The 23,052-nt window shown below is 37.0% G+C and carries 15 protein-coding genes; 7 read left to right on the top strand and 8 right to left on the bottom strand.

The annotated features are described in order from the left end of the window. Positions 1-98: 98 nt before the first annotated feature. Positions 99-3,428: a T9SS sorting signal type C domain-containing protein gene (locus tag EKM01_RS01520; protein ID WP_126766446.1), complete on the bottom strand. Its 3,330-nt coding sequence runs from the start codon at positions 3,426-3,428 to the stop codon at positions 99-101. A 392-nt stretch (positions 3,429-3,820) separates the two neighbouring features. Here EKM01_RS01520 and EKM01_RS01515 point away from each other — a divergent pair, with 392 nt between their 5' ends. Next, positions 3,821-4,318: a regulatory protein RecX gene (locus tag EKM01_RS01515; RefSeq protein WP_126458127.1), complete on the top strand. Its 498-nt coding sequence runs from the start codon at positions 3,821-3,823 to the stop codon at positions 4,316-4,318. A 298-nt stretch (positions 4,319-4,616) separates the two neighbouring features. Here EKM01_RS01515 and EKM01_RS01510 read toward each other — a convergent pair whose 3' ends face one another. From EKM01_RS01510 to EKM01_RS01490, 5 genes are all read right to left on the bottom strand, one after another. Beyond that, on the bottom strand, positions 4,617-5,771 hold the full coding sequence (locus EKM01_RS01510) for a beta-ketoacyl synthase N-terminal-like domain-containing protein (RefSeq protein ID WP_126766442.1): 1,155 nt from the start codon (positions 5,769-5,771) through the stop codon (positions 4,617-4,619). Between the two features lie 201 nt (positions 5,772-5,972). Continuing rightward, positions 5,973-7,244 carry an adenosylmethionine--8-amino-7-oxononanoate transaminase gene (gene bioA, locus EKM01_RS01505; protein WP_126564382.1) on the bottom strand — a complete coding sequence of 424 codons (1,272 nt, stop codon included), beginning with the start codon at positions 7,242-7,244 and terminating at the stop codon, positions 5,973-5,975. 57 nt (positions 7,245-7,301) lie between these two features. Then, positions 7,302-7,919, bottom strand: coding sequence for a dethiobiotin synthase (gene bioD, locus EKM01_RS01500; RefSeq protein WP_126458118.1), 618 nt, complete (start codon positions 7,917-7,919; stop codon positions 7,302-7,304). 563 nt (positions 7,920-8,482) lie between these two features. Continuing rightward, positions 8,483-9,283 (bottom strand): TIGR00266 family protein, encoded by an 801-nt coding sequence (locus EKM01_RS01495; RefSeq protein ID WP_126561283.1) that lies wholly within the window; start codon positions 9,281-9,283, stop codon positions 8,483-8,485. Positions 9,284-9,654: 371 nt separating this feature from the next. Beyond that, complete coding sequence (locus tag EKM01_RS01490) at positions 9,655-10,947, bottom strand: aminopeptidase P family protein (protein ID WP_126458112.1); 1,293 nt, start codon at positions 10,945-10,947, stop codon at positions 9,655-9,657. A gap of 215 nt (positions 10,948-11,162) precedes the next feature. Here EKM01_RS01490 and EKM01_RS01485 point away from each other — a divergent pair, with 215 nt between their 5' ends. Beyond that, entirely contained in the window at positions 11,163-14,000 is a 2,838-nt protein-coding gene (locus EKM01_RS01485) for a sialidase family protein (protein ID WP_126766438.1), read from the top strand. A 74-nt stretch (positions 14,001-14,074) separates the two neighbouring features. Here the strand turns inward: EKM01_RS01485 and aceA are convergent, their stop codons facing one another. Next, positions 14,075-15,355, bottom strand: coding sequence for an isocitrate lyase (gene aceA / locus EKM01_RS01480; RefSeq protein WP_126458105.1), 1,281 nt, complete (start codon positions 15,353-15,355; stop codon positions 14,075-14,077). Between the two features lie 62 nt (positions 15,356-15,417). Then, positions 15,418-17,019, bottom strand: a complete 1,602-nt coding sequence (gene aceB, locus EKM01_RS01475; protein WP_126766434.1) for a malate synthase A — start codon at positions 17,017-17,019, stop codon at positions 15,418-15,420. 161 nt (positions 17,020-17,180) lie between these two features. Here aceB and EKM01_RS01470 point away from each other — a divergent pair, with 161 nt between their 5' ends. The 5 genes from EKM01_RS01470 (at position 17,181) to EKM01_RS01450 (ending at position 22,986) form a co-directional block, all read left to right on the top strand. Then, positions 17,181-18,662 carry a helix-turn-helix domain-containing protein gene (locus EKM01_RS01470; RefSeq protein ID WP_126458099.1) on the top strand — a complete coding sequence of 494 codons (1,482 nt, stop codon included), beginning with the start codon at positions 17,181-17,183 and terminating at the stop codon, positions 18,660-18,662. A gap of 458 nt (positions 18,663-19,120) precedes the next feature. Further along, complete coding sequence (locus EKM01_RS01465; protein WP_126564379.1) at positions 19,121-19,348, top strand: hypothetical protein; 228 nt, start codon at positions 19,121-19,123, stop codon at positions 19,346-19,348. Continuing rightward, entirely contained in the window at positions 19,348-19,581 is a 234-nt protein-coding gene (locus EKM01_RS01460) for a hypothetical protein (RefSeq protein ID WP_126564378.1), read from the top strand. The genes EKM01_RS01465 and EKM01_RS01460 overlap by 1 nt, the downstream gene beginning before the upstream one ends. Before the next feature lie 725 nt (positions 19,582-20,306). Then, complete coding sequence (locus tag EKM01_RS01455) at positions 20,307-20,972, top strand: succinate dehydrogenase cytochrome b subunit (RefSeq protein WP_126564377.1); 666 nt, start codon at positions 20,307-20,309, stop codon at positions 20,970-20,972. A gap of 13 nt (positions 20,973-20,985) precedes the next feature. After that, complete coding sequence (locus tag EKM01_RS01450) at positions 20,986-22,986, top strand: fumarate reductase/succinate dehydrogenase flavoprotein subunit (protein WP_126458093.1); 2,001 nt, start codon at positions 20,986-20,988, stop codon at positions 22,984-22,986. Positions 22,987-23,052: the final 66 nt, after the last annotated feature.

Here is a 23,052-nt window from a genome sequence, read left to right as displayed (position 1 = left end):
CAAATCAACATACAAATAGCTTCAAAAAACTATTTAAACAAAAAAAGCCCGTTTTGTTTACACAAAATGGGCTTGGAATGTATTGTTGTATGATGCTTTTAATACACCGTTTTTGTTGTAACTGTCTCACCATTTTGCAACACTGTTTTTACAATTAGAACTTGTTCACTTGATCCTAAATTTGGGATTACTAATTCAGTGTTATCAACATTTGTTTTTTTATAAATTTGCTTGCCCAGCACATCATAAATAAAAACTTTATCAATAGTTTCTACTGATGAGTTGATTTTTATCTGCTTGTTTTTTACAGATACTAAAACCTGCATCGCGGCAGTATCAAAATCGCCAACTCCTAATGTCCTGTCCGTATAACGCAATACAAAACGATCATTAAAGGTTCCTTTTTCAGTGCTAAAAGTATAAACTGCTTTTTTTAGATCATAAATACTATTGTTACTTTTATCTTCAAGGTAAACATTCTGAGAACTAAAAATCCCATCGACCTCATCAATACCAATTGAAAAACTACCTTGAATTACAGAACTATATCCCAATGGCACAATATCGTTTTCATCAAAGGGTAAAGCCCTTCCTTGTATGGTTAATTTCTTATCTTCGTTGATACTATAAAAATCAACAAACTGATTTCCATTATTATTTACACCATCAAAGGCATTGTCATAACCATTAGTAGCACCATCCAGATACCCAACCAGCATTTGCTTGAAAGCACCTTTATCATTTGTTAAATTGAGCCAAACACGGTTTTTCTCGACTGCATTCGTGTTTTTTGAGCTTTGGGTAGTTTTAAAAAACTGCTCATTATCTCCCGTGATAGTGCCTACACCCACTCTCATACTATTTTTGAATATTGCTTTCCCCGTCATTAGACCAGTTGCAAAGAAACCTTGTCCTGAGGCAATCTTACCCGATGGTTTATTAGCCTCTTTCTCTATACCTGATTCTGTATTCCCCTTTACTATTGCAGTTCCAACACCTCCCGAAAGATTATAAGAAGCATAATCATCCGAAATATAAACTAATTGCCCCGAGCTTCCGCTACTAGCATCAGTTGCTGCACGAATCTCAGTATTGTGAGTCCAGAAATAAAGAGTCCCCTGCAATACTGAACTATTTGCTCTTAAGAACGATTCAGCATCTAGTGCCGAAGGATACGGATTCCCAATTAAATTTGAAGTTCCAGCACTTGCTATATCAATCTCAAATTGCCCGTTATGCGGAACACCTTCAAAAGGTACTTGAATTACATCAGATGTCGGATTTGGTGCAGGAAAAAATTCAGGTCCACGAATAATATATCCTTTTCCTCTGCCCATTATATTTGCTGAGTTTTCCGGTACCCAGCTGTTTGTTGCTGCGTTAAAGGACCAAAACCTGTTTGGGTTTGTATTTGGAGATACCTTAATTAGGGGCTGAAAAGCAACGGGCGACGACCAGTAGGTATAATCTGATTTCCTAATTACCCCTGATTTACGTTTATAAACGATGTTTCCTGTATTTATATCAGGATCCTCATTTATTTGGACCAAGCTAGAGTTGTCTTCGAATATCAAACTGGTACCCAGAGCTGTATTTACTTTTACAGCATTCGTTATTTTGAGAGTATGACCGGATTGTACATTCACTTGAACTCCAGCGTTTACAGTGCAATCGCAGCCTTCTAAGTTTCCAATGGAGGTATAATTACCTGAAAAAACGATGCTTTGTTCAATAGTTGGCGGACCATTTGTCCAAGTCCCATTGAATGAAGCTACCAATGGCAATGGCTTGATTACAACATTAGAGCTCACTGAGGACGTACACGTTCCATTTGAAACTGCAAATGTATAGGTTGTTCCTGCTACCAAACCTCCAACAGTTGTAATTTCTCCCGTTCCCGTTAACCCTGTCAAGCCTGCTGTATTTGGAGTTGCAATAATGGTTCGAGATCCAGTTGCTGGCAAACCGCTTAATGAAACACTTCCAGTTGCTAGTGCACAAGTAGGTTGCGTTATGGCTCCCACAACAGGTATCCCAAGTGCTGAAAATGTGGATGAAAACCGCACACGTGACTGCCCTAAATTTTCATAATATTCTAGCACAAAATTAGTAGCCCCGCTAAGGTAAACCGTAGAGGTTGTTTCTTGGTACGAATGATCGCTCCAGTTATTTATAACATACGTTAGACCTCCGTCTAAACTTAAACGATACCCATCATCACCACCTACTGTAAATGTATAGCATCCTGCCGGTAAGTTTCTATTCATTTTAAATCGTACCGCAAAATTATCAGTATAACTACCACATACATTAGGCCCTGAAAGCGCTCCGTCAACTAAATTTAAATCAAAATTCTCCGTTTGCGTAACATACCCCCTATAGGTAGTTGTAAAAGCATTACTAGGTGGACTTCCATTTGTGTTAGCATACACATAACCTAACCAGGAATTATTACCATAAGATATTTGATCTCCTACAGGTGTACTTACCGTAAAACTACTAAGACTCGTCCCCGTCCCACCAGAAGTAGTTACAGTTATAAATCCAGTTGTGGCTGTAGCTGGTAATTGAGCCGTTATTTGTGTATTGCTATTTACTGTAAATGATACCGGAATCCCATTAAAATTTACTGCCGTTGTTCCTGTAAAATTTCTTCCTGTAATAATTACTGAAACTCCAGATGCAGCGCAAGCATTGCTTGGTGTAAAACTAGTTATGATAGGATTTGGTGTCCATGTATAGGTTAAACCATTAAGCGGCAGTTCTCCTGAACCACTACCTGTTCTACAACTAGCGGTATTATTAACACCTACTGTAGATGTAGGCCAGTTATTAGTTACTAATCTATTATTAAAATCAGTATTATTTAATCCACGTAATCCAACTTGAGCAGTCAGACTACCTGCGTAAGTTGTAGCACAACCACCATAAATTACTTGAATTGTATTTGATGATTCATTCAATCTAATCTGAAAATTGAAGTCACCATTTCTAGCCGTTCTACCCTCATATCGACGCACGTTGGTCCATTGCAATACAAAAACTCTATTGGGAGCACTTCCTATTGAACTATAAACTATCGCAGAATTAGCACTAAACAGATCCATTCCCAAAGCACTAATTGCACCCTCAAAACCAGTATTTGAAGATATAGGAGTATAACTTGTAGCGGAAGAAAGTGTGGTGCCGAAGGTGATATACCCGTTAGAGTTAACAGAACACGTAGTATAATTAATTCCATTAAAATTGAATGAGAATCCAATTGGGATAGTATTATCGCTTACAAAATCGTCCCAAGGACTAATCAACACACCATTTAAAGCTGCATAGGTACCACTAGCTTGCGAAAAAGAGTAATTTACTACTTGACCATAACCTAAACCAAAACTAAAAAAGAATGCAATTAATAAAAGTAATTTTTTATTCATGTTATGATATTTATTTAAGCATCTTACAGCTAAATCTCTAATTCTTTTAAATACAAAAAATAAGTAAAATCAACTATTCTGGTAATATCGTTCCGTATTTTAAATAAAACCTAATTTAATCGACCAAGCGCAAAATATTCTGTTGAAATACATGTTTTAACTATTAAAAATCTTCTACCATTTCTCTTAAAAAATCATTCACACCATCTTAACTGGCTTTATAACAGTCGCTTTGTTTCAAACCCTAAGCCTTTTTCCTAGCTAAAACAACAAAAAATAAATTCCTGTTTCCCGTCCTGCGACACTTTAAATTTAATATCTTATTTTTGAAACCCACAATGAGAATGCTTGAACCTATTTAAACCATAAAGAACAAGCGCAAAAACAAAAAAATGAATCCCATATATACCCTAAAAACAGCCATTCCTAAAATTGAACACTACTGTGCTTATCAGGAACGCTGTCACGAAGAAGTAATACAAAAGCTGTGGAGCATGAAAATGGACTCTGATGAAATCGATACGATTGTAGTGCATCTGATCAGTAGTAATTTCCTGAATGAAAGTCGTTTTGCCTGCAGTTTCGCCAGAGGAAAACACCGCATCAAGTTTTGGGGCAAAATCAGAATTATCAATGAATTAAAATTCCGAAAAATCACACAATACAATATTAATCTGGCGCTCAAAGAAATTACGCATGAGGAATATACCGCAACCTTTGACGGCATTTCCCAAAAACAATGGGAGGCCATCCGGGAAGCAAACCGGTTGAAAAAACGAAAAAAATTTTGTGATTATTTACTCCGAAAAGGCTACGAAAGTAATTTGGTTTACGAAAAAGCAAAAGAACTGGAAAGTTGGAACACGGATGACACGGATAAAACCGATTAACGCTGATTTTTTTTGTTTGCAAAAGAAAAAGCTACTCCAAAACAATTCATTTTAGCCCAAGATTCAGTTCTAAGTCACATTGAAAAAAAACCAAAACCGACAATGGAATTATTTGATTTCATTCAAATGGTATTCCACACAAAAATAAAAATCCGCTTAAATCTGCGGTATCTGCGTGCCATTAAACCTTGACCTTTATAAACAGATCGTACCAATTAACACTGATTACCAAAATTTGTGAAATTAGAGTAATTCGTAGCTACTTTTTTAAAAAGAACACCTCTTATAAATGGCATCCTTATACACTCAAAAGAACACTTACCGCGTTTCCTCCAAAACCAACGGCATTAATCAATACTTTCTTAATCGGTTTTGTTTGTGCTTGCGCTTTTGCAAAAGGGACTCCGATAAAACGATTGTGTTGCAGCATCAAAATAGCGAATTCCATACTCAAAATCCCTGATGCACCAAAGGTGTGACCAATTTTCCATTTATTGGTAGTGAGCAAAGGCAGGCTTTCACCAAAAACTTTCTGTATCGCTTTATATTCGGTCAAATCCCCTTTTACAGTTCCCGGAGCATGCATGACAATCACATCCACTTTGGACAAATCAGTATTTTGAAGTGCCATCTTCATGGATTTCTGGAAACAGGTCGCTTCTGCCGAAATAGAAATACTATGTTCCAGAATTTCTGTAGCGTATCCAATTCCTTCGATGTAGGCCAAGGCGTTTTCTTTTTCCCCAATTTCGAGACAACACACCCCAGCACCTTCACCCAGAATCATGGTGTTTTGCTTTTTTTCTAAATCAAGAGCCCGATTGGGATATTCTTCTGCGCGACTCGAATAAATTTTCAAGGCGCGCATTTGGGCAATCGTAAAATCAGTTAAAGGCGCTTCAGTTCCACCTACTAAAAACTTATCTGCCATTCCCGATTTTAGCCACGCCACTCCGTTTAACACGGCATGCAACGCAGTAGAACACGTAATAGAATGTGAAATTTCAGGGCCAGAACTTTGCAAATCATGTGCCACCCAAGAGGAAATATTGCCCAAAGTGGTCGTTGGAGAAGCCAATGTTTGTGCTTTTCCTGTTTTTAAATACTCCTGATAATGCTTTTCGAATAAATCCGTGGCACCGCGAGATGAACCAATATTGATTCCAAAAACGTCATTTATATTCCAGCCTGCATTTTGCATCGCTTGCCGCGAAGCCGCCATAGCGTACAAAACGGATTGGTCCAAGGATTTATATTTGTTATCTGACTGTTTCAACTTGCGAATTATTTCAGTAGAATCAGCATCAATTTTGGCTACAAATGTGTTTTTTTGGTCTAAAAAATGTTCGGAAAAACAATGATTTTTATCGAGATATTTTTTCCAAATTTCCTCAGGTGCATTTCCTAATGGAGAAAGGGAAGCTATGGCAGTTATGGAGATTGTTGTTGACAAGTTATTTTATTTTTCGCAAAGGTCGCAAAGTTATTTACATTCTGCGTTCAATCTGCGGAAAAATAGCACACCAATGACGCGGATCTGAACCGATAAAAACGGATTTTTTTTAATCAGTGAAAATCCGTTTAATCTGTGGCCAGAAAATAGCACACGGATCTGAACCGATAAAAACGGATTTTCTAATCTGCAGCCAAAAAACTAGACTATTTCTAACGCTTTTTCGACCACTTCATACACTTTTTGTAATTGCTCATCGGTAATAACATAAGGCGGTAAGATATAAACGATATTACCAACAGGACGCAGAATCACTCCGTTTTCGATAAAAAAATCATAGAGTTTGTTCCGTAAACTTCCGTAATAACTGGCAGCACTTTCGGTTTTTATTTCTAAAGCAAAAATAACGCCCAGCACTCGGGTTGCAGTAACTTTTGGATGATTTTTGATGCGCTCCTGAAAGTTCAGATGCCTTTGATTGACCCGAATTAAATTCGCCTGCATTTCATTCGTTTGCAGCAATTCCAAACTGGCCAAAGCCGCTGCACAACCGGTAGGATTTGCTGTAAATGTATGCCCATGAAACAACGCTTTATTAATATCATCATCATAAAAAGCATCAAATAAATCCTGCGTAAAAGTCGTAATCGCCATCGGAATTGTTCCTCCGGTCAACGCTTTAGACAAACACATCATATCTGGTTTTTCTAATAAATAATCCGTTGCAAACGTTTTTCCCGTTTTTCCAAAGCCCGTCATCACTTCATCTGCAATGGTCATCACATTATTCTGCTGACAAATTCGCATCAGTTTATCTAACGATTCTGGTTCGTACATCACCATTCCTGCAGCTCCCTGAACCAATGGCTCAAAAATAAAACCCGCACAATTATTGTTTTTTATTACATGACGTAAAGCGTTGTAACTTTGCTCTTCCTGCCCTTTAACAGGAACCGGAATCCGAATCACTTCAATCAAAGAATCCTTAAATGCTTCCACAAAAAACGATATTCCACTTGCGGCCATAGCACCAAAAGTGTCTCCGTGAAACGCATTTTCAAAAGCAATTATCACCGTTCTCTTTTCTCCTTTATTGAAAAAATATTGTAGGGCAACTTTAATCGCAATTTCAACAGCCGTAGAACCATTATCGGAAAAGAATATTTTTTGTTGGTTTTTAGGTAAAATTTCCATTAGCTTCTCTGCTACCAAAATAGCTGGTTCGTGAGTGAATCCGCCAAATAATACGTGCTCTAATGTGGTGAGTTGTTTGTAAATCGCATCGGCTATAAATGTATTGGAATGTCCGTACGGATTGACCCACCAAGAGGCAATCGCATCAATATATTCTTTATTGTTTTCGTCCCAAAGCAAAGCGCCTTTCCCTTTTTTGATGGCAATTGGCAACCCTGCCGTTTTGTGTTGGGTATACGGATGCCATAGATATTGGCGGTCTCTTTCTGTTAAAGTCATTTTAAATAATATATTCCACAAAGATACACAGAGAAAGCAAAAAGTTTCACAAAGATTTTATAAACTCAATAGCTGCTCCCGAAATAAAGCTGCATATTCCTGGATGACATTTTGATCAAAATATGGTTCTTGCGCTATACGTCCAATGCATTTTACAATCGTTTTACTCAGAATTATTTCTTCAGTAGCCTTATTTTCATCGCCCGAAAAAATAATTCCGGCGATTTTAATTTTTCGGTTTTGCAAAGCTTCAATGGTCAATAACGTATGATTGATACTTCCCAGATAATGTCGGGAAACCACAATCACTTTGTAATCGGGCTGAATCAAATCTACAACACAATCCTTAGCGTTTAACGGCACAAAAACACCGCCTGCACCTTCAATAACCAAGTGGTTTTCTGTTTGAGGTTCACTAATTTTCTTTAAATCAATAACAACTCCATCTCGTTCTGCAGCAAAATGAGGACTTGCAGGCGTTTTTAAGGCATAACCGTTGGGATGAATTACCGTCATTTTATTGGACAAAAACGATTTAATCTTATGACTATCTGAGTTGTCTAAATCCCCCGCTTGAATGGGTTTCCAATAATCAGCTTCTAAAGCTTCTGTTACAATGGCTGACGCGATGGTTTTACCTACATCAGTACCAATTCCTGTGATGAATAGTTTCATAAATTTAGCCTGCGGACAATTCTGATTTTACAGATTATCTCTAATTTTATTTGTTATGTTTTTTATTGTTTGTATGTATAATACGTTTCAATTCTGGATTTTCCCCAAAGCACATTACCAATCCAAGATCAATCTCAGAAGTTTTTGAACATTTCATTCTTTGTATGTAATTCAAGCATTCCGTTTCGGAGTGTAAAACCCCACATCGTTTTGTTCTCTAGAAAACCATGAGGCAAAATAATAGCGGTTCCTTTCCTGATATCGCAATAGGAGATGATGGTGTTTTAAAGATAATTTGTTTCCCTTTTTTGGGTTTGTTTCGAACGACTGTAAAATTAGGACTTTAATTTTTTTTAAACAGATGTGTCATATTATTTTTTAGAATTCTTGTATGGATTAGACTAAAAAATGCCAATAAAAATTAAAAAAAATATTTGAGCAGAATTAGTAAACAAAAAGTGTTTTTGTTTTGTCATTTCGACGAAGGAGAAATCACATTCTTGACTTTTATAATGAGACCCCCTCCTTTGTCGGGATGACAATTGGACAAAATACTTTGTAAACTAAAATCGTTTATCACCATTGAGTAAACTGCCTAAACCGCCCAATAAACTGCCTTCGTCGCGACTGTTTCCGCCAGCTCTGGGAGCAGATGCGATGATTCTGTCGGCGAGTCGACTGAAAGGCAACGATTGCACGTAAACTGTTCCCGGACCGCGAAGCGTGGCGTAAAATAATCCTTCGCCACCAAAAATAGAATTCTTGATGCCGCCAATAAACTCTATATCGTAATCCACATCTTTGGTAAAACCTACGATGCAACCGGTATCGACTTTTAGGATTTCGCCTGTTGCTAATTCTTTTTTGGCTAATGTTCCGCCGGTATGCACGAACGCCAAACCGTCACCTTCTAATTTTTGCATGATGAAACCTTCACCGCCAAACAATCCGCGACCGAGTTTTTTAGAGAATTCGATTCCAACAGAAACACCTTTAGCGGCGCAGAGAAAGGCATCTTTCTGGCAAATGAATTTGCCGTCAAATTGCGTTAAGTCAATTGGGATTATTTTTCCGGGATACGGTGAGGCAAAGGAAACTTTGCTTTTGATAGTATTTTGATTGATGAACGCGGTCATAAAAAGACTTTCGCCGGTCAATACTCTTTTTCCGGCACTTAAAAGTTTGCCGAACAATCCGTTTTCTTGTCCGGAACCGTCTCCAAAAATAGTTTCCATTTGGATATTATTGTCCATCATCATAAAACTTCCGGCTTCGGCAATTACAATTTCCTGTGGGTCTAATTCTACTTCCACATATTGCATTTCCTCGCCGTAAATGTGGTAGTCTATTTCGTGTGCTTGCATGATTTCTGTACTTTAAGTTTTTGTTTAAAAGATTTTTACCATTAAGAAATTAAGTTTCATTTAGAATCAGAGCTTAATTTTTCTTAATTACTTAATGGTTTAAAATATTTTTTGTTTTTAAATAAGTCGGTAGTATGATTAAAAAGTTACAGCTTTACCATGGATTTTGGAATTGATGTTTTGGAATTGTAGATTTTCTCGTTGAAGTGCGCAAGGGATTACTTCACCGTACATTTATTTTTATAGGAGTTCAGTGAATTTCATTTATAGTGGAAAGCCCGACGCAGCCGGAGTTTACGGAGGCTGGGTAGCTCCCAAAAAAAATCGGTTCACATTGCTGTAAACCGATTTCCTTATACGTTTTTGAGTAATTAACTGTTCATTAATTCTTCAATTTCGTCTACTTCAATTGGGATGTTACGCATCATGTTGAATGGTTCGCCGCTTTCCTGAACGATAATGTTATCTTCCAGACGGATTCCGAAACCTTCGGCAGGAATGTAGATTCCAGGCTCTACGGTAAAAACCATATTCGCTTGCATGGGTTCGGTGAGGATTCCATAATCGTGCGTGTCCAACCCCATGTGGTGTGATGTTCCGTGCATGAAATATTTTTTGTAAGCGGGCCATTCCGGTTTTTCGTTTTGCACATCGGCTGTGTCAATAAGACCCAAACCTAGCAATTCTGAAGTCATTAATTTCCCAACTTCGATATGGTATTGTTTCCAAAGTGTACCTGTTGTCAGCATTTTAGTCGCTTCATTTTTTACGCGTAAAACGGCATTATACACTTCTTTTTGTCTTTTGGTATACGTTCCTGAAACCGGAATGGTACGCGTCATGTCACTGGAATAATTGGCATATTCAGCCGCAACATCCAGCAAAATCAAATCACCAGCTTTGCATTGTTGATTGTTCTCTATGTAATGCAATACATTAGCATTATTTCCGGAAGCAATAATTGGCGTATAGGCAAAACCTCTGGAACGGTTGCGAATGAATTCGTGAATTAGCTCGGCTTCAATTTCGTATTCGGTTACATTTGGTTTCACGAAAGGCAATATTCTTCTAAAACCGAGTTCCGTAATAGTACATGCTTTTTGGATTAAATCCAATTCTTCGGTTTCTTTTACAGAACGAAGGCGTTGCAATATTGGGTTACTTTTTGCAACAGCATGTGCCGGATATTTCTCTTTCCACCATTTTACAAAACGGGCTTCGCGAGTTTCGGTTTCTACAGTAGCGCGGTAATGCTCGTTGGTATTGATGTAAATCGTGTCAGCGTGCGTCATCATCTCAAATAAGACTTTTTCAAATTCCTGCAACCAATACACAGTTCTGATTCCTGTTACTTCAAAAGCACGCTCTTTAGTCAGTTTTTCGCCTTCCCAAATCGCAATGTGCTCACTGGTTTCTTTCAAGAATACCATTTCTCTTTGGTGCTCGTAAGGCGCATCCGGGAAAAGCAATAAAATACTTTCTTCCTGATCTACTCCGCTCAGATAAAAGATGTCGCGGTGTTGTGCAAATGGCAACGTACTATCTGCCGAAACGGGATAAATATCATTAGAATTAAAAATAGCAACGCTTTTTGGCTTCATCTGAGCCATGAACTTTGCTCTGTTTTTTATAAATAAATCACTGTCAATTTGATGGTATTTCATGTGTTGATTTTTATTGTTTTTTATGGATCATGTGTAGTTCACAGAGCGTTAGGATTCGTATTGATACCATTTCTGGCTACGCTCATTTTATAACAATTTGTTTATAATATAGAATAATCAAAAATACTAACTTTGAGAGAAACGGATGTTAATTACACGATAAAATTTTCAGATAACTATTTTTATGATTAATTTTCCAACTCAAATAAATTTACATGAAAAAAATAGTACTCTTTTCGGCTCTTATTGCACATAGTGTCTCCTGGGGACAAGTTTCTGCCGAAGCGATTCAGCAAGCCTTGGAAGCCAAAAAAATAATGGAGAAACAATCGCTTTTTCAAAATGTTGCTTTCGGAAATGTCGGTCCAACGGTGATGAGCGGAAGAGTGGTAGATGTGGATGTAAACCCCGAAAATCCAACCGAGTTTTATGTGGGCTATGCCTCAGGCGGACTTTGGTACACGAATAATAACGGAATGAGTTTTTTGCCTGTTATGGATGCGGCGCCTACGCAAAATGTGGGTGATATTGCGATAGACTGGAAACGAGGCACGATTTGGGTAGGAACTGGCGAAGTCAATTCGTCGCGATCGTCTTACGCCGGAATTGGAATTTTAAAATCCGAAGACAAAGGAAAGACTTGGCAAAATATGGGATTGCACGACAGCCATCACATCAGCAGAATTTTGATAAATCCATCAAATCCAGATGAAGTTGTTGTGGGTGCAGTGGGTCATTTGTACTCAAAAAATGAAGAAAGAGGAATTTACAAAACGACTAATGGTGGGAAAACGTGGAGTAAAACCCTTTATATCGATGATGAAACGGGAATTATTGATGTGGCTGTTTCACCAAAAAATTTCAAAGTTCAATATGCGGCTTCTTGGAGTAAAGACAGAAAGGCGTGGGATTTTACAGGAAGCGGTGCTACTTCGGGAATTTATAAAAGTGAAGATGCGGGATTCACATGGAAACTTTTCACGAATGCTGAAAGCGGATTTCCGGTTGGAGAAGGCGTTGGAAGGATTGGTTTAGCGGTATATGACGATGAAAATGTGTATGCCATTTTGGACAACCAATTCAAAAGACCGTTACAATCCAAAAAAAGTAATTCGTTACCGGTTGCGTTTTCTATGCCGGGGGACGAATTCTTAAAATTACCTAATAAAAATCTGAATTCTATTTTAAAGAATTACGGTTTAACCGAAAAATACAGAGCCGAAAATATCAAACACTGGGTTCAAAACGGGTATTTACAACCTAACGAAGCAGTAAAAGTGGTTTTGGATGCGATCAATAGTTTAGCGGAAACAGAAGTAATTGGAGCCGAAGTATACAAATCAAGTGACGGCGGGAAAAACTGGACGAAGACCCATCAAGATTTTATCGATGATTTCTTTTATTCGTACGGGTATTATTTCAGTGTTATTTCAGTTGATCCTAACGATGTCAATAAAATTTATTTATCGGGCGTGCCCATTATAAAATCAAATGATGGCGGAAAAACATTCACCTCCATAAGCGAGGAAAATGTTCACTCGGATCATCATGTTGTTTGGGTGAACCCAAATAAATCAGGGCATTTAATCAATGGAAATGATGGAGGTTTGAATATTTCGTATGATGATGGAGCGCACTGGGTGAAAAGTAATTCGCATTCAGTGAGTCAGTTTTATTCAGTAAATGTAGATGAGCAAGAACCGTATAATATTTATGGCGGGATGCAGGATAATGGAGTTTGGGTTGGTCCAAGTGATTATAAATATTCCTCAGAATGGTACCAAACCGGAAAATATCCTTACGAAAATTTGATGGGTGGAGATGGAATGCAGACTCAAATTGACAAAAGGAATCCCGATATTGTTTTTACAGGGTTTCAATTTGGAAATTATTACAGAATTGATCGTGCGACTAACAAGCGGGAGTATATTTCGCCAAAGCCAAAAAAGGACGAAAAGCCCTTTCGATTCAATTGGCAAACGCCTATTTTATTGTCTTCACACAACCAGGATATTTTATACATGGGATCTAATTTCTTGCATCGTTCGATGAATCAAGGGGAAACTTGGACGGCTATTTCGCCGGATTTAACGCAAGGAGCAAAAGAAGGAAATGTTGCTTTTGGAACAATTGCTGTTATCAGTGAAAGTACCTTGCAGTTTGGGTTACTATACACAGGAAGTGATGATGGATTGATTCATGTTTCGAAAGACGGCGGTGCAACTTGGAACAAAATTTCGGGAAATTTACCGCAAAATAAATGGGTTTCCAGAGTCGTGGCTTCGGCACATAAGAAAGAGAGAGTGTATGCGACTTTGAACGGGTATCGAAATGATGATTTCACCAGTTATGTTTATATGTCAGATGATTTTGGTCAAACGTGGAAAAATATCGCCAATAATTTACCTGCAAGTCCAGTGAATGTAATTGTGGAGGATAATGTAAACGAGAATGTTATATATGTGGGAACGGATAACGGTTTGTATGTTTCATTAAATAAAGGAACATCTTGGGATGATTTTTCTAATGGAATTCCAAACGTGGCCGTTCACGATTTAGTGATTCAAAAGAAAGCAAAAGATTTAGTGGTAGGAACTCACGGTCGTTCGGTGTATAAAGTCAATTTGGATCAAGTGCAACAACTGAATGATAAAGTTGTAGCGGAAAATCTTCATGTTTTCGAACTTAAAAAGATAAAAAAAACAAAAGAATGGGGAAACAGCTGGAGTTCTTGGGCTAAGGCTTCAGAGCCAAAAGCTGAGATTTGGTTTTATTCGAATGGAGATGCAGAAGTGCTTTTGCAAATTGAAAACAGCTTGAAAGAAGTGGTTTATTCTCAGAAAGTGAAGGCTGTAAAAGGATTGAATAAACACGTATATGATCTTTCCATAACCAAAGCAATTGCTGATAATTGGAAAAATAAAGACAAAAAATTAAAATTGGAACCAGCCAAAAACGGCAACTATTACCTTCCAATTTCGGTGAATAAAATAAGCATTCAAAAAGGAAAAGAGAAAGTGGTTACTGATCTTGAAATTATCGAATCAAAATAAACAGTCCTTTTATTTTAAAAACAAAAAACACGATTCCATCTGAAATCGTGTTTTTTTTATAGTTGTTGTTCTGTTTAAAACTGTGCCGCTTCTGTAGAATCTTTCATTGCGGTTGTAGAAGATTTCCCAATTGTTACAGTATTTTGTACCGCATCAAAATAAGATGTTCCTACGAAACCTTGGTGTTTTACCGCTTTGAAACCGTGTTTTTGCAAAGCAAACTCTCTTTCCTGCAATTCAGAATATCCTGCCATTCCTCTTTCTTTGTAGGCTTTAGACAATTCGAACATACTAGTGTTTAATGCGTGGAATCCGGCTAAAGTGATGAACTGGAATTTGTATCCCATTGCAGCAAGATCTTCGCGGAATGTTTCCATTTCAGCAACGGATAATTTTGCAGCCCAGTTAAAAGAAGGCGAACAATTGTAAGCCAACATTTTTCCTGGGAATTTTGCGTGAATTCCTTCAGCAAATTGTCTAGCGTAATCCAGATCCGGATTGCTAGTTTCCATCCAAATTAAATCAGCGTAAGGCGCATAGCTCAATCCTCTGTCAATTCCTTGCTCCACACCACAATTTACATAGAAAAAGCCTTCTCCTGTTTTTTCTCCTGTGATGAATTTAGCGTCTCTTGGGTCAATATCGCTAGTCAATAAGTTGGCTGCATCCGCATCGGTGCGTGCCACAACAATTGTTGGCGTTCCCATTACGTCAGCTGCTAAACGAGCCGCAATCAATTTGTTGATGGCTTCTTGCGTAGGAACCAATACTTTTCCACCTAAGTGACCGCATTTTTTAGCAGAACTCAATTGATCTTCAAAGTGAACTCCGGCTGCTCCCGCTTCAATCATCGCTTTCATTAATTCAAAAGCATTTAGGTTTCCACCAAAACCGGCTTCGGCGTCAGCCACAATAGGAACTAAATATTCTTTTTTGTCTGCAGTCCCGTTAACCACTTGTATTTGATCTGCTCTCAATAAAGCGTTATTGATACGTTTTACAACCAATGGAACACTGTTAGCAGGATATAAAGATTGGTCAGGATACATTTCGCCGGCTACGTTTGCATCAGCAGCAACTTGCCATCCGCTCAAATAAATGGCGTCTAATCCTGCTTCTACTTCTTGAATGGCTTGGTTTCCGGTAAGCGCGCCAAGTCCGGCTACAAAATCCTGAGCATTTAGTTTATTCCATAAAGTATTCGCTCCAATTCTGGCTACGCTATGTTCTATTTGATACGAACCTTGCAATTTCACCACTTCTTCAGCAGTATATGGTCGCTCAATGCCATTCCATCTTGGGTTTGTAATCCAGTCGGTAACTAATTCTTGAATTCTTGTTTCTGTAGTTTTCATAGTGTTTATAAAGGTTTAATGGTGTTTAATAATTTTTTATTGAAATTGATTTTATTGAAATTTTAAATGTATTTGTATCCTGGAATAGTCAAAAACTCGATAAAATTGTCGTTCACGACCAGAATATCTAATAATTGTTCTGCCAATCTGTATTTTTGTTTTTCGTGATTCTCATCTCCAACGAGCTTTCTTATTTTTTCAAATTCTTCCATGGCCAGTCGGTGATAGTATTTTTCAGTCAGGACTTTTTGATTATCTAAAACCACTTTGTTTTGCAGCCATTGCCACAATTGTGATCTTGAAATCTCAGCAGTAGCGGCATCTTCCATTAAATTGTGCAAGGCCGCGGCGCCTTGTCCGTTGAGCCATGAAGCAATATATAAAACCGAAATACTGATGTTTTTTCGAACACCTTGCTCGGTAATGGTTCCTTTTGGCGTTTCCAGTAAATCACTTTCGGTAACGTATACGTCTTCTCTTTTTACCTGAATTTGGTTTTGGTTTGGCATGTATTTGTCGAATACCGTCATGGCAAGCGGAACCAAATCTGGATGTGCAACCCAAGTGCCGTCATGACCATTTTTTACTTCCCGTTCTTTGTCCGCAATTACTTTATCGAAAGCAATTTTATTGGCTTCTTCGTTGTTTTTTATCGGAATTTGTGCCGCCATTCCGCCTATTGCGTGAATATTTCGTTTGTGGCATCTTTGTATAACCAATTGGGAATACGCACTCATGAATGGGGCAGTCATAGTCACCTGATCTCTATTTGGAACAAGAAAAGCTGGATTTTTTCTTAGTTTTTTGATGTATGAAAAAATGTAATCCCATCGACCGCAATTAAGGCCTACAATATGCTCTTTCAGTTCAAAAATGATTTCATCCAATTGAAAACTGGCCGTAATGGTCTCTATCAAAACTGTAGCTTTGAATGTTCCGTTATTTACACCCAAATATTCCTGCGTGAATTCGAAAACCTCATTCCACCATCGCGCTTCCAGATAATGTTCCAGTTTTGGAATGTAAAAATAGGGCGCCGTTCCATCCTCAATAAGTTGTTTGTAATTATGGAAAGCATACAAACCAAAGTCAATTAGCGATCCCGAAGTTTGTTCTCCATCAATCAAAATATTTTTTTCCGCCAAATGTAATCCTCGTGGTCTGACAAGCAGAACAGCAGTTTTGTCGTTCAGACTGTATTTTTTATTTTTTATAGTGTCTTCAAGAGTGATGGTTTTATTCACCGCGTCTTTCAGGTTTTGCTGTCCTGACATTAGGTTGCTCCACGTAGGCGAAGTACTATCTTCAAAATCAGCCATGAAGGTTTTTGCTCCGGAATTCAAGGCATTGATCACCATTTTTCTGTCGACCGGCCCTGTTATTTCGACTCTTCGGTCTAATAAATCCTTGGGTGTTTGCGCCGCTTTCCAATTGCTTTCTCGGATGCTTTTTGTTTCAGCAGGAAAAGTGGGTAAGACCCCCTGATCAAATAAATCCTGTTGTTTTTTTCGTTCTTCTAAAAGGTCGAGTCTTTTTTTGTTGAAATTTTCATGAAGTAAAGACAAAAAAGTCATGGCTTCATCAGTTAAGATTTCCGTGTACTGATCGGTGGTTTCTTCTGAAAAATTTAACAAATTTTTCGAATATACTTCTTTAAAATTCATTTTTTAACACATTTAAATTGATACTATTAAACTTTTGCTGATAATTATTAATTATTCAACACTGCAATACTACAAAAAGTTTTTTACAAAACAAGCGAACGTACGCTAAAAATTAAAAATATTTTTTTTGGCGTAAATATTTTTTACATTATCTTTGAAATATGAATATAGAAAAGGATTATATCAAGTTAATTTTTGGACTTAAACTCAAGCAGGCTCGTACCAATAAAAAACTGTCTTTATTTGGTTTGGCAAAAATCACGGACCTTTCAAAATCGTACTTGAACGAAATTGAAAAAGGGAAAAAGTATCCTAAAACGGATAAAATTATTCTGTTAGCCGAAAAACTCGATATTTCCTATGACAATATGGTTTCCTTGAAACTGGATAATAATCTGGCCCCCATTGGAGAAATCCTAAAATCTGGCATTCTGAAAGAGATCCCGTTGGATATTTTTGGGATTCAGGAAAATGATCTTATCGACATTATTGCTAACGCTCCTGCAAAAGTCAATGCGTTTATCAGTACGATTATTGAGATTGCGCAACATTATAATTTAACCAGAGAGAGTTTCTTCTTGGCTTCATTGCGTTCGTATCAGGAAGCGCACACCAATTATTTTGAAGATTTAGAGCTGAAGGTGTTGCAGTTTTCCAAAGCATTTTACGTAAATATTGACACTAAAATTTCGATTGAAGAACTCACAGCAATATTAATGGAGGAATACGGATATACGATAAAAGAACTTGTTTTTTCGGAACAAGAACAATTGGGGGATTTGAGATCGATTTTTGTGCCAAAAAGCAAGACTTTGTTACTTTCATTAGATATTGACGAACCTCAAAAAGCATTTATTTTGGCCAAAGAAATTGCGTATAATTATCTCGCAATCACCGATAGACTGTATACGTTCAGTTGGATTAAATTTGATAATTTCGACCAAGTTCTGAATAATTTTTATGCTTCATACTTTGCGGGAGCATTGCTTATTCCACGACAGAAACTGATAGACGAACTGAATTTATTTTTGTCCAAAACAGATCCGAAACCTCAGGAAATGATTGCTTTGATGAGCGGGTTTAATGTTTCTCCGGAATCATTCTACCAAAGATTGACCAATATTTTGCCAAAAGATTTTCAGTTAAAAAATCTTTTTTTCCTGCGATTGTCCCATCAAAAAGGAACGGACACCTATCAGATAAAGAAAGAATTACACATCACCAATCAGCAGGAGCCGCATGCGAATGAAATGAATGAGCATTACTGCCGAAGATGGGTTTCGATACGCACAATTGAGGAGTCTTTGAAGCAAAATAAAAACCACTTTTTTGATGCACAAATCTCCAGTTATGAAAACAGTAAAAATGAATATCTTGTTTTTTCATCCGCAACACCGGATCCGTTCAAGGTAGATTGTATCCGCAGTATTTCAGTAGGGATTTTAATTACTCCGGCCGTGAAGAAAAAATTTAAGTTTATGGAAAACGACTCCATTAAAAAACAAATTGTTGGGGTTACCTGTGAGACCTGTGCGGTAAAAAATTGTTTGGAACGTGCTTCGCCACCAATTCAGTTAGAGCAAAAAATGCGAAACGAGAATACGGAAGCGATTGTTCAAAAATATATGGCGAAATTCAATTGACTTTAAAACTCTTGTTATTTAATTGTAAATAAAGCGTTTACGGTTAGTTTGTATTTAAATAATTTTTATCTTCGTAAGAATTAACCTTAAATATATTAACTTGATAAAAAAAGTAATGCCTTTTAATTTTGTTCTTCTAACAATTTCTATACTACTTTTGGGATCTTGTGCTGACGATTCTGAAATCTCCGCGGATTCTGCTAAATCTATTGATCGTAACGAGTACATTAAACATGAAAAAAAATAGAAAATCCTTATTCTGTAAATAATTATCAGTAGAGCATTATCTAATAACAAACCTATAGATCGAGTGAGTGGCTATACGTTACCGCAATTAGAGCAAGCACCAGTGGGAGCAAGATCGTGATGGGAATGGCGCGATAATATCAAAAACAAATACGATAATCCAACTGAGATTTTTGCAGAAGAATTATTTAATAATTGGCAAGACTAAAAATATGAAGAATATACTATTTTTATTGCTCATACTGCTTTTTAGTAGCTGTACAGAACAAGGAGGAGATAGAAACCATAATTATACTATTATAAATAATTCAAGTGTTGAGATAGAAATCATTCCTTATTATAATGGTGTGAAAAATATATCCAATAAAGTAATTCTAAATAACGCTGATAAAATCAACAAAACTTTCACGGATACTCCACCCTACGGGCCGGATTTTTAATGCAATACATACCTTTCTTGGGTTCTTCGGTTCAAAATAATTTAACACATATTGAGATTACTTTTAACAACACGAAAAAGGTAATTTATCAAGAATGTACTGCAACAAATCAATGTTTTAATCAAGCTAGAAACATTTTTAATCCAATGTTTAGAGATGAACGCACCGAAGTTTACACCATTACTCCGGAAGATTATCAAAACGCGCAAGACTGCGGTGGGAATTGTAATTAAGTACTATGGAAAATAAATGAGGCTTAGTATTTTGTATAGACTAAGTCTTTGTTGAAATAAAGGCTGTCTCCATTACGAAGACAGCCTTTATTTTATGTTACACAGTAGTAAGATCCTGCAATACTTAATGAAATATATAAAGTGTTAGCACAATAACCCATTTTATAAGACGACTAGGCTCGATTTGACAATGGCGTTAATGTCGATATTGTTGTGTTTTTTATAGAAGTTAAAATGAAATTTCAGGATTCATTTTAAGGAGTAGAATATACTTAGAAACAGATTTCGCCATTTCATTGGTGCAGTCCATATTTTTAGGCCCGTGTATTTTTAGAACATCAAAAGAGATGATGTTAGTTTAGTTTTTTTGCTTATAAAAGTAAATTTAGGAGTTTGACGACAATTTTTTTAAAGTTGTTAAAATTGTATTTAGTGACTTTTTAAGAATTTGAAAAATAAACCATGCAAAAATTATTGATATGATACGTTTAATGTGAATATTTTAAGGATTATTGTTTTCATTTGCAATCGTTAAATTTTAAAATATATTGTTTTTGTTGTGCTAAATGACAGATTTACAATGTATTAAGTGCCGGGTTTAAGTAAATTATTAACTTCGGGGCTTTAGCACTTTAAAATGATTATAAATTATAACGAAAAGGTTGTAGTTCACTACTAATTGCTCTATTTTTGTGTGATTCTTAAATTAATTCATTCAAATTCCTATGGCAAAATCTGCATTATTAAAGTCATCGATAGCAAAAAAAGTCGCTATGGCGCTTTCTGGACTTTTCTTAATTTTATTTTTAGCACAACATTTTTTTATAAACAGCACCTCCGTTTTTAGTCCTGACACTTTCAACTCCATTTCGCATTTTATGGGAAATAATCCGTTGGTTCAGTTTGTAATCCAACCCATTCTTATTTTAGGTGTTGTATTTCACTTTGTAATGGGTATCGTTTTGGAAATCAAAAATAACAGTGCCAGACCAATTTCTTACGTTAAGAACAACGGCGCGGCTAATTCCTCTTGGGCTTCAAGAAATATGATTGTTAGTGGTTTAGTAGTTCTTGCTTTTATACTACTACATTTTTACGATTTCTGGGTTCCTGAAATGGTGTATAAATATGTAGCGGTTAATCCGCTTGACGAAACCAGATATTTCGCTGAGTTGACGCATAAATTTGAAAGTGGTATTCGTACGGCAATTTATTGCGTTTCGTTTCTTTTGTTATCGTTACACTTGTGGCATGGTTTCAATTCCTCCTTTCAATCTGTAGGTTTTAATAATAAATATTCAAAATCGTTGCATACATTAGGATATGCTTTTGCAATTGTAGTTCCTTTTGGCTTCATTTTTATTGCATTATTTCATCATTTCAATCATTAATATTCAATTATAAATGGCATTAGATTCAAAAATTCCTACAGGTCCAATTGCGGACAAATGGACAAATTATAAAGATCATATTAATTTAGTAAACCCTGCTAACAAACGTAATTTAGATATAATTATAGTGGGTACAGGTCTTGCTGGAGGTTCTGCTGCTGCAACATTAGCAGAATTAGGATATAACGTAAAAGCATTTTGTTTTCAAGATTCACCCCGTCGTGCGCACTCCATTGCTGCACAAGGAGGAATCAACGCTGCAAAAAATTATAAAGGAGACGGTGACTCAGTTCACAGATTGTTTTACGACACTGTAAAAGGCGGAGATTATCGTGCTCGTGAGGCTAACGTACACCGTTTGGCAGAAGTTTCCGGTAATATTATTGATCAATGTGTGGCACAAGGTGTTCCTTTGGCTCGTGAATATGGAGGGTTATTAGATAACCGTTCTTTTGGCGGAACTTTGGTTTCTCGTACTTTTTACGCACAAGGACAAACAGGGCAACAATTGCTTTTGGGTGCTTACTCAGCAATGAATCGCCAGATAGGTCGTGGTAAAGTAAAAATGCACAACCGTCATGAAATGCTGGATTTAGTAATCGTAAACGGAAAAGCAAGAGGAATTATCGCTCGTAACTTAGTTACCGGTGAAATAGAAAGACACTCTGCTCATGCTGTTGTTATTGCTTCTGGAGGCTACGGAAACGTTTTCTTCTTGTCAACTAATGCAATGGGAAGTAACGCTACTGCTGCCTGGAAAATCCACAAAAAAGGAGCTTTCTTCGCTAATCCTTGTTACACACAAATTCACCCTACTTGTATTCCTGTTTCAGGAGACCACCAGTCAAAATTGACATTAATGTCAGAATCATTGCGAAATGATGGACGTATTTGGGTTCCTGCAAAATTAGAAGATGCGCAAGCGATTCGAGAAGGAAAGAAAAAAGCAACCGATTTATCAGAAGATGAAAGAGATTATTTCTTAGAAAGAAGGTATCCTGCCTTTGGTAACTTAGTGCCTCGTGATGTAGCTTCCCGTGCTGCCAAAGAAAGATGTGATGCAGGTTTTGGAGTAAACAAAACAGGTGAAGCAGTTTATTTGGATTTTGCGGCAGCTATTCAACGGTACGGAAATGAACAAGCGTATGTGAAAGGATTGGATACTAATGATACTAAATTAGTAACTAAATTAGGTACTGAACTTGTAAAAAGTAAATACGGGAACTTGTTCCAAATGTATTATAAAATTGTAGATGAAGATCCTTATACTGCTCCAATGATGATTTACCCTGCGGTACATTATACAATGGGAGGTACTTGGGTTGATTATAACTTGCAAACTACTATTCCGGGTTGTTTTTCCATTGGGGAATCGAACTTCTCAGATCATGGAGCTAACAGACTTGGAGCTTCGGCTTTGATGCAAGGTTTAGCAGATGGGTATTTCGTATTGCCATATACTATTGGAGATTATTTAGCTCCAGACATTAAAATGGGTGCCATATCTACAGATTTACCTGAATTTGTTGCTGCTGAAAAAGCGGTAAAAGACCAAATCGAAAGATTCATGAACAATAAAGGAACACATTCTGTTGACTATTTTCATAAGAAATTAGGGAAAATTATGTGGGACAAAGTGGGAATGGCTCGTAATGAAAAAGGATTAAACGAAGCAATTGTAGAAATTGCTGCTTTGCGTGAAGAGTTTTACAAAGAAGTAAAAGTTCCCGGAGATGCGAATGGTTTGAATCAAGAATTGGAGAAAGCAACTCGTGTTGCCGATTTCCTTGAATTGGGGGAATTATTTGCTAAAGATGCATTACACCGTAATGAATCTTGCGGAGGACATTTCCGTGAAGAATACCAAACTGAAGAAGGAGAAGCACAACGTGACGATGAGAATTTTGCTTACGTAGCAGCATGGGAATACACTGGGAAACCAAGCGAAGCAATTTTACATAAAGAGCCGTTGGTATTTGATAACGTGAAATTAGTTCAAAGAAGTTATAAATAATTTAGTCTAATGTCTAACGTCTTAAAGTCAAGTGACTCCATGTCAATCGACTTTCGACTTTCGACT

Source organism: Flavobacterium sp. RSP46 (assembly GCF_003984825.1).
Classification (GTDB): Bacteria; Bacteroidota; Bacteroidia; order Flavobacteriales; family Flavobacteriaceae; genus Flavobacterium.
Note: the sequence above shows the minus strand (reverse complement) of the source record. Positions and strands in the feature narration are given on the sequence as shown.